General features: G+C 69.5%; 10 protein-coding genes. All 10 read left to right on the top strand.

All coding sequences use genetic code 11. The features are described 5' to 3' along the window. Positions 1-505 precede the first annotated feature (505 nt). The 10 genes from mraZ to murG all read left to right on the top strand — a co-directional run bounded on the left by mraZ (position 506) and on the right by murG (position 13,171). Entirely contained in the window at positions 506-937 is a 432-nt protein-coding gene (gene mraZ, locus ACFFIO_RS11935) for a division/cell wall cluster transcriptional repressor MraZ (RefSeq protein WP_115931494.1), read from the top strand. Between the two features lie 232 nt (positions 938-1,169). Then, on the top strand, positions 1,170-2,120 hold the full coding sequence (gene rsmH, locus ACFFIO_RS11940; RefSeq protein ID WP_378042206.1) for a 16S rRNA (cytosine(1402)-N(4))-methyltransferase RsmH: 951 nt from the start codon (positions 1,170-1,172) through the stop codon (positions 2,118-2,120). Then, positions 2,117-2,899: a cell division protein FtsL gene (gene ftsL, locus ACFFIO_RS11945; RefSeq protein WP_378042046.1), complete on the top strand. Its 783-nt coding sequence runs from the start codon at positions 2,117-2,119 to the stop codon at positions 2,897-2,899. The genes rsmH and ftsL overlap by 4 nt, the downstream gene beginning before the upstream one ends. A gap of 78 nt (positions 2,900-2,977) precedes the next feature. Beyond that, positions 2,978-4,777: a peptidoglycan D,D-transpeptidase FtsI family protein gene (locus ACFFIO_RS11950; protein WP_378042048.1), complete on the top strand. Its 1,800-nt coding sequence runs from the start codon at positions 2,978-2,980 to the stop codon at positions 4,775-4,777. Positions 4,778-4,794: 17 nt separating this feature from the next. Further along, on the top strand, positions 4,795-6,537 hold the full coding sequence (locus ACFFIO_RS11955) for a Mur ligase family protein (RefSeq protein ID WP_378042049.1): 1,743 nt from the start codon (positions 4,795-4,797) through the stop codon (positions 6,535-6,537). Beyond that, positions 6,534-8,060 carry a UDP-N-acetylmuramoyl-tripeptide--D-alanyl-D-alanine ligase gene (locus ACFFIO_RS11960; protein WP_378042051.1) on the top strand — a complete coding sequence of 509 codons (1,527 nt, stop codon included), beginning with the start codon at positions 6,534-6,536 and terminating at the stop codon, positions 8,058-8,060. The genes ACFFIO_RS11955 and ACFFIO_RS11960 overlap by 4 nt, the downstream gene beginning before the upstream one ends. Then, complete coding sequence (mraY, locus tag ACFFIO_RS11965) at positions 8,057-9,160, top strand: phospho-N-acetylmuramoyl-pentapeptide-transferase (protein ID WP_378042052.1); 1,104 nt, start codon at positions 8,057-8,059, stop codon at positions 9,158-9,160. The genes ACFFIO_RS11960 and mraY overlap by 4 nt, the downstream gene beginning before the upstream one ends. Next, positions 9,142-10,710, top strand: a complete 1,569-nt coding sequence (murD, locus tag ACFFIO_RS11970; protein ID WP_378042054.1) for a UDP-N-acetylmuramoyl-L-alanine--D-glutamate ligase — start codon at positions 9,142-9,144, stop codon at positions 10,708-10,710. The genes mraY and murD overlap by 19 nt, the downstream gene beginning before the upstream one ends. Before the next feature lie 11 nt (positions 10,711-10,721). Further along, positions 10,722-11,993: a putative lipid II flippase FtsW gene (gene ftsW, locus ACFFIO_RS11975; protein ID WP_378042055.1), complete on the top strand. Its 1,272-nt coding sequence runs from the start codon at positions 10,722-10,724 to the stop codon at positions 11,991-11,993. Continuing rightward, on the top strand, positions 11,990-13,171 hold the full coding sequence (gene murG / locus ACFFIO_RS11980) for an undecaprenyldiphospho-muramoylpentapeptide beta-N-acetylglucosaminyltransferase (protein WP_378042057.1): 1,182 nt from the start codon (positions 11,990-11,992) through the stop codon (positions 13,169-13,171). Before ftsW ends, murG begins: the two co-directional genes overlap by 4 nt. Positions 13,172-13,187: the final 16 nt, after the last annotated feature.

A 13,187-nucleotide genomic window follows, 5' to 3' on the forward strand; every position in this document is an offset into this window, starting at 1 on the left:
TCGTGCGCTGAACACTACTGAACAGCACTGAACACCCCGGAGCGCCATGGCGTGCCGGGAATCGCAACCCCGTCGCTCAGCGGCGGGGTTTCGTCGTGTACGGGATGTGCTGACGGAACTTCCCCGTCCCTCCCCACTTCCCTCCCCACTTCCCTCCCCGGCGCGCTCCGAGCGGGACTCCACGCCATGCCGGGGGGAGTGGGCGCCGTGGCGGGCGGCAGGCAGGCCCCGTGTGCGCCAGGCTCCCTCCACCCCCTCCACCTCCCTCCCCGACTGGCACTGAGGGAAGGGAGGTGCCGTCGCCTGGCCGTGGATCCCCCCGATGACAAGGGAGGGCGTCCGAGCGGAGAGGAAATGACAGCCGCAAACGAAGTTACGCCACACCGTGTCCCCACCCCGTTTTGGCTTGACTGTGGGGGTTTGTGGGGTAAAGTGGAGGACATCAGAGGATGGTGGTGAAGAAGGAGGGTCACGCGCACCTCTCAGACGGCAAAGGTGGTGGGTCGTGTTCCTCGGGACCTATACACCGCGCCTGGATGAGAAGGCGAGACTGATCCTCCCGGCCAAGTTCCGCGAGGAGCTGGCCGAGGGCTTGGTCCTCACTCGAGGGCAGGAGCGCTGCATCTACGTCTTCAGTGCCCGTGAGTTCGAGAAGGTTCACGAGCAGATGAGGTCGGCACCACTGTCCTCACGCCAGGCCCGGGACTACATCCGTGTGTTCTTGTCCGGTGCATCGGACGAGACTCCGGACAAGCAGGGACGCATCACCATCCCGGCTCCGTTGCGCAGCTATGCGGGACTGGACCGGGAGCTCGCCGTGATCGGTGCCGGCAGCAGGGCCGAGATCTGGGATGCCGGATCCTGGTCCTCCTACCTGGAGGAGCAGGAGAACGCGTTCTCCGAGACCGACGAGGAAGTACTGCCCGGGATCTTCTAGGAGATCCGGGAACAAAACCACACAGCGCGGATTCTTGAATGAGACCTCCAGCCGCCCTCGGCCGGACCTGACCCGACTTCCCCCGGGCCAGGCACGGAACCGGTGAGCGGATGGGGATCTGATCCAAGGGTCCGCCTGTCACTTAAGGGACCGGAACGCCCATCAGCGAGGGAAGGGGAGGCAACGCGTGGCAACCGAACCGACTCCAGCACAGGACCGGCACGTACCCGTCATGCGGGACCGTGTCCTGGACCTGATGTCGCCGGGCCTCGACGCCGCCCGCCGGGCCGGACGCACGCCCGTCTACCTCGATGGCACCCTGGGCATGGGGGGTCACGCCGAGGCGATCCTGCAGCGTCACCCGGACGCCGTCGTCGTGGGCATCGACCGTGACACCGAGGCCCTGCGCCTCGCCACTGAACGGCTGGCCTGGGCCGGGGAGCGGCTCCACACCTGGCACGGCACCTATGACGAGGTCGGCGACGCCCTGGCCGCGGGGGGCTTCCACGAGGCCGACGCGATGCTCTACGACCTGGGAGTCTCCTCCTACCAGCTGGACGAACGAGGGCGGGGCTTCGCCTATTCGTACGACGCGCCGCTGGACATGCGCATGGACACCACGGGCGGCATCACTGCCGCTGACGTGGTCAATGACTATGACGAGGAACGGCTGCGGCGGATCATCCGGACCTGGGGTGAGGAGAAGTTCGCCGGACGGATCGCCTCGGCCATCGTCAAGGCCCGGACCGAGTCGCCCTTCACCTCCACCGGTCCCCTCGTCGAGGTCATTCGCGGGGCAGTTCCCGTGGCGGCGGGAAAGACCGGTGGTCATCCGGCCAAGCGGACCTTCCAGGCCCTGCGGATCGAGGTGAACGAGGAGCTCGACGTCCTCGAGGACGCGCTCCCGGCGGCGCTGCAGCACCTGGCTGTCGGTGGCCGACTGGTCGTCATGAGCTACCACTCTCTCGAGGACCGGATCACCAAGCGGGCCGTCATGGCCGAGGCCACCTCGACGGCGCCCCCCGGCTTCCCGATCGAACTCGAGGAACACGCCCCCGTGGTCAAAGTCGTCACCCGGGGCGTGGACAAGCCCACCGAGAAAGAAATCGAACAAAACCCTCGCGCCTCCTCAGCAAAAGTGCGAGCAGTTGAGAAGATCAGAGCATCAAGGAGCAAAGCATGACCGCAACGCAGCAGCGACTCGCCATGCAGCAGCCTGTCCAGACCCGCGAGAGCACCGCTCCGCAGATCGGACAGGCTGCTCCTTGGCAACCCGTCATCCGGCCCGCAGGGCAGCCCGATGGTGACGCCGGCCAGATCGCCTCGCCGCGCCGACGCACGCCGTTGGCCCTCGTCCCCGCTCCCATCCGCAAGTCCGGCCGCGGATTCGCCGGGCTCTGCATCGCCGTCCTGGTCGCTGCCCTGATGGCTGTCCTCGTCACCAACATCACGGTGTCCAACCGCCAGTACGAGCTGGTCTCGCTCAAGAACGAGCAGTTGGACCTGAGCCAGTCCAACGAGCTGCTCCGCCAGCAGGTCGAACACCTGGAAGCCCCGCAGAACCTCGCGGCTGAGGCCACGAAGCTGGGCATGGTCAATCCCGGAGACGTCGCCTCGATCGACCTGTCCAGCGGCGCGGTCACCGGTACTGCCACCGCAGCGGACGCCGAGGACAAGCCCAGTGGCCATGTGGCGGCCCCCGACAGCCCCTCCGAGAAGCAGGCCGCAGCAGCTGCCGACTCGGCCTCCTCCGCGGCGGACGCGGAACCGTCGGAGGCCGTCGAGGCCCCCATCGGTGCCGGCGCCTTCGCTGATCTGCCCGCCCCGTCCGGTGAGGACGCCACGGGGAACAGCTCGGCGACCACGGCCGAAGGCCCGGCGCAGGAGGGTGTGGCCGGGGAATCGGACAGCCTCAACGGCGGCACGATCCCGGCCCCGGAGTTCTCCGCCAGTGGAAACTGACCAGACACGCCCCTGACCGACCACCCGCAGTACCCCACCGAGCACCGCACCCGACACCGGGCAGGAAGGACACCGTAGATGGCCAGGACCCCCGGAAACGGAACCGGCGCCACCGTTGACGCCAGCGGGCGTCGGTTGCGGCTCGGCATCCTCATCGCCCTGGCCCTGCTCGTGGTGCTGGCACTGCGGTTGGTGGTCATCCAGGGTGTGGACGCATCGGGCCATGCCTCAGAGGCGATGAAGGAGCGGCTGCGCTCCGTCTCGATCACACCGGAGCGCGGCTCCATTCTCGACTCCCAGGGCCGTGTGCTCGCCGCCTCGGTGGACCGCTACGACCTCGTGGCGGACCAGCGGCTCGTCAAGGACTACCGCAAGTGGAACAACGACACCAACTCCATGGAGGACGTGGCCCTGGAGGACTCCCTGCAGGAGCTCTCGGGCATCCTCGACGTGGACGCCGCCGAGTTGCGCGAGCGCATGGTCGGTGACCGTCCCTACAAGGTCGTCATGAAGGGCATCACGCCGCAGGTCAAGGAACAGGCCATGGAGATCGGCATCCCCGGCCTGCTGGCCGAACCGGTGTCCGAGCGTTCCTACCCGAACGGCTCGGTGGCGGGATCCATCCTCGGCTTCCTCGGGGGAGACGGCACCCCGTTGGAAGGCCTCGAGCTGAGCCAGGACGAGCACCTCTCGGGCACCGAGGGCCAACGCACCTACGAGATCGCCGCGGACGGCGTGCGCATCCCCAACGCGGAGTTCTCCGAGACCCCCGCCGTGGACGGCCAGGACCTGCGACTGACCATCGACCAGGACGTACAGTGGTTCGCCCAGGAGGCGATTGCCCGGAAGACCGAGTCCTACAACGCCGACTGGGGCAACATCACCGTGATGAACGCCAAGACCGGCGAGATCGTGGCGATGGCCGACTCCACCACCGTGGACCCCTCGGATCCCACGGCCACGGACAGCCTGTTCTGGCGGCCGACGTCCCTGACCCAGTCCTACGAACCGGGCTCCACCGGCAAGATCTCCACCTTCGCCACCGCGCTCGAGGAGGGTGGCATCTCACCGACGGACACCTGGACGGTCCCGAACAAGCAGGAGTTCGACGGCCAGGTCATCAACGACTCCATGCCCCACGACACCTATGACATGACCACGGCGGGCATCTTCACGCGGTCCTACAACACGGGCACCGTGCAGGTCGCGCAGACCGTCGATGACCAGGTCCGCTACGACTACCTGAAGCAGCTCGGCGTCGGAGACCACATCGACATCGGCCTGCCGGGCAGCAACCAGGGCATCCTGGTGGAACCCTCCCAGTGGGACGGCCGCCAGCGGTTCACCACCATGTTCGGCCAGGGCTACACCCAGACCACGCTGCACCTCGCGCAGATCCTGCAGACGGTGGCCAACGGCGGGGTGGAGAAGAAGCCCCAGCTGATCGATGCCTACATCGACGCCGACGGCTCGGAGAATGTCATCCCCGAGGACGAGGGCACCCGGATCTACTCCGAGGAGACCTCCGAGGAGATGCTCCGTCTGATGGAGGGCGTCGTCGAACTGGGCACCGCCGCGCCGGCCCAGATCCCCGGATACCGCGTGGGCGGCAAGACCGGCACCGGCGAGGCCGCTGGCGTGGGCGGCTACGACGGCTACACCACCTCCTTCGCCGGCGTGGCCCCCCTCGACGATCCGCAGTTCGTCGTGGCGATCTCCGTGCACCGCCCGCAGGGCGACTGGAAGACCTGGCAGGTGGAGGACACCGCCGCCGAGGTACTGTCCTACCTGCTGACCAAGTACAACGTGCCGCCGAGCGACCAGGAGCCGCAGAACTACGACGTCTTCCCCGAAGACCCGCAGAAGCGTCCCTGGTAGGAGGGGACTGCCCGACCATGACCTCACCCCTGACGCCTGCCGAGCAGGATGCTGCCTTCCGTCCGGACCACACGGACCCGCTGGACTGGAACGACCTCATCGAGGCGCTCAACCGCTCCGGCCTGCCCGTGGAACTCTCCGGAGTGGAAGTCGGACTGCCCGGACAGCCCGGCCCCACCGGGATCGCGATGGACTCCCGTGCGGTGCGGACCGGCGACCTCTACGTGGGCGTCCCCGGTGCCAACCGCCACGGGGCCGAGTTCGCCGCCGCCGTCGTGGCGGCCGGGGCCGCCGGACTCCTCACGGACCGGGAGGGGGCACAGCTGGCCGGTCACCTGCCCACCGGCACCCCGGTGCTGGTGGTGCAGAACGTGCGCGACGCCGTCGGGCCGGCTGCCGCGGCCATCTACCGGAATGCGGGGGTGGGCCCGCGGATGTACGGGATCACCGGCACGAACGGCAAGACGACCACGAGCTACTTCCTCACCTCGCTGCTGGAGGCGTGGGGGGAGACCACCGGCGTGATCGGCACCATCGAGATCCGAGCCGGACGACGTACGGTCCCGAGCAGCCTGACCACGCCCGAATCCACGCAGTTGCACGCGCTGATGGCGATGATGCGCCAGGAACAGGTCAGTTCGGCCGCCATGGAGGTCTCCTCCCACGCCATCAGCTACCGACGGGTCGCGGGCCTGCATTTCGCGGTCGCCGGATTCACCAATCTCACCCAGGACCACCTGGACCTGCACGGCTCCATGGAGGAGTACTTCGCCGCGAAGGCGGCCCTCTTCGACGCCCGACGGACCGGCCGCGCCGTCATCACCCTGGACGGCGGTCCCGATGCCCCGGACCGTGACGGCGCCACCTGGGGGACCCGGATGGCCGCTGCCGCCGGCTGCCCCGTCGCGACCCTGTCCCTGGGGCCTGCGGCCGACCACGGGGGCGCGCCGCTGACGGGCGCGGACTGGACCGTCACGTCCCTCGAGGCCATCGGCCTCGGGTACCGGTTCACCCTGCTCCATGCCCCCAGCGGCCGCAGCGTCACCGCCTCCACCGGGCTGCCCGGCCGCTTCAACGTGGCCAACGCGGCGCTGGCGGCCGTCATGGTCTTCGAATCCCTGCCCGGCACCGAGTGGGATGCCGTGGCCCGCGTGCTGGACATGCCGGTGGGCCAGGGGCCCTTCGCCACGGCCGTGCCCGGGCGCATGGAAGTCGTCGGCCAGTCACCGGACGGCATCGTCGACTTCGCCCACAACCCTGACGGGATGGTGCGAGCCCTGGAGTCCGTCCGGGACGCCCGCCAGGCGGCCGGCAACACCACCGGACGGACGATCCTCGTCTTCGGCGCCACCGGGGACCGGGACCGGGCCAAGCGCCCGGTGATGGGTCGCATCGCGGCCGAGCGGGCCGACGTCGTGATCGTCACCGATGACGACGCCCACAGCGAGGAGCCTGCGGGCATCCGGTCCGAGGTGCTCACCGGCGTGCGGGAAGCGGCCCGACAGGCTGCCGGCACCGGCCGTCGGGTCGAGGTCCACGAGGCCGCGCCGCGCCAGGACGCCATCGACCTGGCCGTGTCCTTGGCCACACCAGCCGACACGGTGCTGCTGGCCGGCCGCGGCCATGAAACCGTCCAGGACATGGACGGTGTGGACGTGACCCTGGACGACCGGGTGGAACTGCGGGCCGCCCTGGCACGGCACGGCTTCGGTCCCTCATCGGATTCTCATGGGCTCGGACGTAAAGTTGACGGGTCATGATCGAACTCACCGCAACAGCCGTCGCCGAGGCCACGGGAGGCACCCTCACTGCCTCCGTGCCGCCCGGTGCCACGGTCGACTCCGCCACCACCGATTCCCGGGAGGCCGCCGCCGGGACCCTGTTCATCGCCAAACCCGGTGAACATGCCGACGGGCATGACTTCATCCCCGCTGCCCGCGCCGCCGGAGCCACGCTCATCCTGGCGGAGCGTCAGACCGCGGATGCCGAGGGCCGGCCGGATCCCGCCGTCATCGTGGACGACGTGGTGCTGGCCATGGGCCGCCTGACCACGCACATCGTGCAGCGGATCCGTGAGCATTCGCCGACCACGGTCATCGGCATCACCGGCTCAGCCGGGAAGACCACCACCAAGGACCTGCTGGCCACCATCCTGGCGACCGCGGGACCCACGGTGGCGCCGCAGAACTCCTACAACGGTGAGGTCGGCGTGCCGCTCACCGTGTTCCGAGCCGCCCTGGACACGCGTTACCTCGTGATTGAGATGGGTGCTGACGAGGTGGGGAACATCGAATACCTCTCCTCCATGGTCAAGCCCGATATCGGGGTCGTCCTGATGGTCGGTTCCGCCCACGCCGGCAAGTTCGGCGGGGTCGAGAACATCGCCCGGACCAAGGGCGAACTGGTCGAGTCCCTGCCGTCGGATGGTTTCGCCGTGCTCAACCGTGACGATGCGCGCGTGGCCGCGATGGCCGCCCGTACCCAGGGTCGCGTGGTCTGGTTCTCCGTGGAGGACGGCTCCTTCCCGCTGGTGGACGCGGACCTCGAGACAGGTGGTGCCGCGTTCTCCGCCCTGGCCGACTCCCTCACGACGAACGCCGATGAGCGGCCCCAGTTCGACCTGCGTCTCGGCGCGGGCACCCGTGCCGAGCCCCACCCCGTGGCCTCCGGCCTCATCGGGCGGCACCACGCCTCCAACATCACCGCGGCCGCGGCCGCTGCGGCGGCAGCCGGCCTCTCTGTGGAGGCCATCGCCGCGGCGCTCAACGGCGCCGGCCCCACGAGCCGCCGGCGGATGGAGCGCACCGACCGCCCGGACGGCATCACCATCATCAACGACGCCTACAACGCGAACCCCGAGTCCATGCGGGCAGCCCTGCAGACCCTCGCCATGATGGGCCGGTCCACGGGGCGGCGCACCTGGGCGGTGCTGGGGGAGATGCTGGAGCTCGGCGACGCCCGCATCCGCGAGCACACCGCGATCGGCACCGCTGTGGTCCGGCTCAACATCAGCCAGCTCCTGGTCGTCGGCCGCGGCGCCCGACCGCTCTACACCTCCGCGGTGAACGAGGGATCGTGGGGTGACGAGGTCGACTTCGCCGAGGATCTCGACGCCGCCGAGACCCTGCTCCAGGGCAAGCTCGCTCCGGGCGACATCGTCTTGTTCAAGTCCTCTAACGGCGCCGGCCTGGGCGATCTGGGCGATCGGCTCGCACAGGGTCCGGTCAGTCCCGGCCCCATGGATGTCCCGACCACCGGGGACCGGAAGGAGCAGAGCCAGTGATAGGCCTGTTGATCGGTGCCCTCCTGGGGCTCGTGCTGACGCTCATCGGCACGCCGTTGTTCATCAAGTTCCTGGTCCGCCAGGGGTACGGCCAGTTCATCCGCGATGACGGCCCCACCTCGCATGCGACGAAGCGGGGCACCCCGACCATGGGCGGAACGGTCTTCGTGGTCGCCACCGTGCTCGCGTACTTCCTGACCCACTGGATCATGTCCGGCCTGCAGCTGGAGAATGCCGGGGTCACCGCCTCGGCCCTGATCCTGCTGCTGCTCATGGTCGGGATGGGCTTCGTGGGCTTCCTCGACGACTTCACCAAGATCTCCAACCAGCGCTCGCTCGGCCTGACCCCCTGGGCGAAGATCATCCTGCAGGCCGTCGTCGGCATCACCTTCGCCGTGCTGGCCCTGAACTTCCCGAACGAGCGTGGGCTGACCCCTGCCTCGACCGCCATCTCCTTCGTCCGGGACCTGCCGATCGACCTGGCCTTCGCCGGGCCGGTCCTCGGCGTGATCCTCTTCGTGGTCTGGTCCAACCTCATCACCACGGCCACCACCAACGCCGTGAACCTGACGGACGGACTGGACGGACTGGCCACCGGCGCCACCGCCATGATCACCGCCGCCTACATGCTGATCACCCTGTTCCAGGCGAACCAGTCGTGCGGGGTCACCAGCGCGGGAGCCGGCTGCTACGAGGTGCGCGATTCCATGGACCTGGCGGTGCTGGCCTCCATCCTCACCGGCGCCCTGATCGGGTTCCTGTGGTGGAACACCGCGCCGGCCAAGATCTTCATGGGGGACACCGGCTCGCTCGCCCTCGGCGGGGCCCTCGCCGGCTTCGCCATCATGTCCCGGACCGAACTCCTGGTGGTCGTCCTGGCCGGGCTCATGGTCCTCATCACCCTGTCGGTGATCATCCAGGTCGGCTACTTCAAGCTTTCCGGCGGCAAGCGGGTGTTCCTGATGGCACCGCTGCAGCACCACTTCGAGCTCAAGGGCTGGGCCGAGGTGACGGTGGTCATCCGGTTCTGGATCATCGGTCTGCTCTGCGTGGCCGTCGGAATCGCCCTGTTCTACGGCGAATGGGTGCTGTCCCAGTGAGCCCCGTGAACCCAGTGACCGGGGAGCCCCGAACGGACCCCTCCGACCACCTGGCCACCCTCACGAGCTGGGACGCCGAGTGGGCCGGCCTACGCGTCGTCGTCACCGGCCTGGGCCTGTCCGGCTTCGCCGCGGCGGACACCCTGGCCGAGCTCGGCGCCCACGTGGTGGTCGTGGACGGCCGGGACAGCCCGGAACACCGGGCCAAGGCGGACACCCTGAAGATCGTCGGCGTGCAGGACGTGCTGTTGGGGGACCGGCACACGGCCGTGGTGCCCGACGTCGGCGGACTGGCCCCCGAACTCGTGGTCACCTCCCCGGGGTGGCGGCCCGACCAGCCCCTCCTGGCGGCCGCCGCCGCGGCGGGCATCCCCATCTGGGGCGACGTCGAGTTGGCCTGGCGGGTCCGCGAACGGGCCGGACGCAAGACCGCGGACTGGCTGGTCGTCACCGGAACCAACGGCAAGACCACCACGGTCGGCATGGTCGAGTCCATGCTGCTGGCTGCCGGACAGCGGGCCATCGCGTGCGGCAACGTCGGCACGCCCATCCTCGACGCGATCCGAGATCCCGAGGGCTGGGACACCATCGCCGTGGAACTCTCCAGCTTCCAGCTGCACTGGACCCATCACATCGAGCCCGCCGCCTCAGCGGTGCTCAACCTCGCCGAGGACCATGTCGACTGGCACGGCTCCTTCGAGGCCTACTGTGCGGACAAGGCCAAGATCTACGAGCACACCCGCCTCGCCTGCCTCTTCAACGAGGAGCAGCCGTTGACCATGCGCATGGTCGAGGAGGCGGACGTCCAGGAGGGCTGCCGGGCCATCTCCTTCACCACCGACACCCCGGGGCGGTCCATGCTCGGTGTGGTGGACGGTCTCCTCGTGGACCGCGCCTTCCTGGCGGACCGGGCCACCCAGGCCCTGGAGCTCGGCCAGCTGCAGGACCTCGGACCGATCGCACCACAGCACCAGGTCGCCAATGCCCTGGCGGCGGCCGGACTGGTCCGCGCCATCGGGGTGCCACCCGAGGCGGTCCGGGACGGGCTGCGCGCCTACCGGCCCGGCGACCACCGGATCCAGCTGGTGGCCCAGGCCGATGACGTGCTGTGGATCAACGACTCCAAGGCCACCAACCCGCATGCGGCCGACGCATCACTGGCGGCGTTCACGGACGTGGTGTGGATCGCCGGCGGCCTGCCCAAGGGTGTGAGTTATGACGAGCTCGTCAGCCGCCATGTCGGCCGACTTCGCGCCGTCGTGCTCATCGGCGCCGATCCCGCCGAACTCGCCGGGGCGTTGCGGCGACACGCGCCGGACATCCCGGTTCTCTCCACCGCCGTGCGGGACACTGGAACAGACCCCTCGGACGGCCATCAGGCCATGGCCGCAGCGGTCCGTGAAGCCAATGCGGTGGCCCGGCCCGGGGACGTCGTCTTGATGGCGCCGGCAGCGGCGTCCATGGACCAGTTCGAATCCTACGCAGACCGAGGAAACGCCTTTATCGACGCCGTCGCCCGCCTCATGGAAGCCAAGGGGCTGGGCAGCTAAGGAGCCCTTGCATGGTGACCACACCCCACCCGCCCGTGTGGCGTCGGGCCTGGGGATTCCTCGAAGGCCAGGGCTCCAGCCGCACGTCGTACTTCCTGATCCTGGGTTGCGCCGCGGCCTTGACCGTCATCGGCCTGGTGATGGTGCTCTCGTCCTCCTCGGTGGAGAACATCGGGGAATTCACCGGGTCCTATGACCTGTTCATCCGGCAGGCGATATTCGCCGTCGTCGGCTTCGCGGTGCTGTTCGTCCTCTCCCGGCTGGGCACCGACCGCCTGCGGTCCCTGGCCTGGCCCGCCATCCTGCTGGCGATCTTCCTGCTGGCCCTCGTGCTGACACCCCTCGGCCACGAGGTCAACGGTAACCAGAACTGGCTGAAGATCGGCTCGTTCACCGCCCAGCCCTCCGAGGCCGCCAAACTGGCGCTGGCCCTGTGGGCCGCCGCGGTCCTTGAGCGCAAGGCCAAGCTGGTCGGCCAGCTGAAGCACTCGATCGTCCCGGTCATCTTCCCGGTGGGCGCCATCCTGCTGGGCCTGATCATGTACGGCCGGGACCTCGGCACCGCCATGGTGATCATGATGATCATGGCCGCTGTCCTGTTCCTGGCCGGCACCAAGCTGCGCTACTTCCTCATCGCCGGAGGCCTCGGCGCGGTCGCGGCCGTCGTCATGGCCCTGACGTCCGCGAACCGCACGGTCCGCATCCAGGCCTGGCTGGGCAACTGCGAGTTCCCCACGGAGCCCTGTTACCAGCCGGACCACGGCATGTTCGCGCTGGCGTCGGGCGGCTGGTGGGGGGTCGGACTGGGCCAGTCCCGCCAGAAGTGGAGTTACATCCCGGAGGCGGAGAACGACTTCATCTTCACCATCCTCGGGGAGGAGCTCGGATTGGCCGGGACCCTGCTCGTGATCGGGCTGTTCGCCGGTCTGGCCATCGGCCTGTTCCGGGTGGCGCGCCGCTCGACCTCGCTCTTCGTCCGGATCTGCACCGGCGGCATCCTCATCTGGATCGTCGGCCAGGCCTTCATCAACATCGCCATGGTCACCGGGCTGCTGCCGGTGATCGGTGTCCCGCTGCCCTTCATCTCCTATGGCGGCTCGGCGCTCACCTTCGTCCTGGCCGGCATCGGCGTGGTGCTCGCCTTCGCCCGCGAGCAGCGCCAGGAGGAGGAAGCAGCTGCAGGACACGCCGCCAACACCGCAACAACCGCCGCCTCCGGAAGCTCCGTACCGCCCACAACACCTGTCGGCGCCGCCCGCGCCTGGAAGAAGGCCCGATCATGACCGAACCGCTCCGCGTCGTCCTGGCAGGCGGCGGGACCGCCGGACACGTCAGTCCCATGCTGGCGATCGCGCGCGCCCTCGAGGAGATGCACACCGCAGGTGCGGACGTGACGACGGCCGGCGACGACGGGAATCCGGGCGTGCACTGCACCATGGTCGGAACCGCCTCGGGCCTGGAGACCCGGCTGGTCCCGGGTGCCGGCTACCAGTTGGACACCATCGACCGGGTGCCGCTGCCCCGCCGGCCCACCATGGACCTCGTGCGACTGCCCCTGCGACTGCGTCGGGCCGTCACCCAGGCCGGAGAGATCCTGGACCGCCGCCGTGCGGACGTGGTGGTCGGGGTGGGCGGATACGTCTCCACCCCCGTCTACCTGGCCGCCGTCCGCCGGGGCGTGCCGCTGGTCATCCACGAGGCCAATGTCCGGGCCGGCCTGGCGAACAAGGTCGGCGCCCGCAAGGCCGCCGTCGTGGCCACGGCCTTCCCGGAGACCGTCCTGCCCCGGGCCCAGTGCGTCGGCATGCCGATGCGCCGGGAGATCTCCACGCTGGACCGGGACGCGTCACGGGCCCAGGCGAGGCGGGCACTCGGCCTGGACCCCGAGCTCGCCACGGTGGTGGTGACCGGGGGATCATCCGGCGCCCTCCACGTCAACCGGACGATCGCCGCCGCGCTGCCCGGCCTCTCCGCCGCCGGCCTCCAGGTGCTCCACCTGACCGGGCGGGACAAGCAGGTCCTGAGCGAGGACGGCACCCCGGTCTCCGCTGCGGGCTACCACCAGCGTGAGTACCTCGACGGGATGGAACAGGCCTACGCGGCCGCGGACCTCATCGTCGCGCGGGCCGGCTCGGGCACCGTGCACGAACTCGCCGCCGTGGGTCTGCCCTCCGTCCTCGTCCCCCTGCCCATCGGCAACGGGGAGCAGGCCCTCAACGCCCGCGGGCTCGTGGATGCCGGCGGAGCCCTGATGGTCCGGGATGAGGCGTTCACCCCCGACTGGGTCCGGCGTGAACTCATCCCGCTCGCCCAGAGTGCCGCGCGGTTGGCTGCCATGTCCGCCGCGGCCCAGGCCAGGGGCATCCGGGACGCCGACAGCACCATGGCGAGGCTCGTCCTTCAGGCCGCCGGCCGGGCCGCCGCCTCTTCCTCCAGCAACCACCCGGGAGACGCCTCGTGAAACCCCCGTCAGCCGC

Source organism: Citricoccus parietis (genome assembly GCF_042433045.1).
In the GTDB taxonomy this organism is placed as follows: Bacteria; Actinomycetota; Actinomycetes; order Actinomycetales; family Micrococcaceae; genus Citricoccus; species Citricoccus parietis.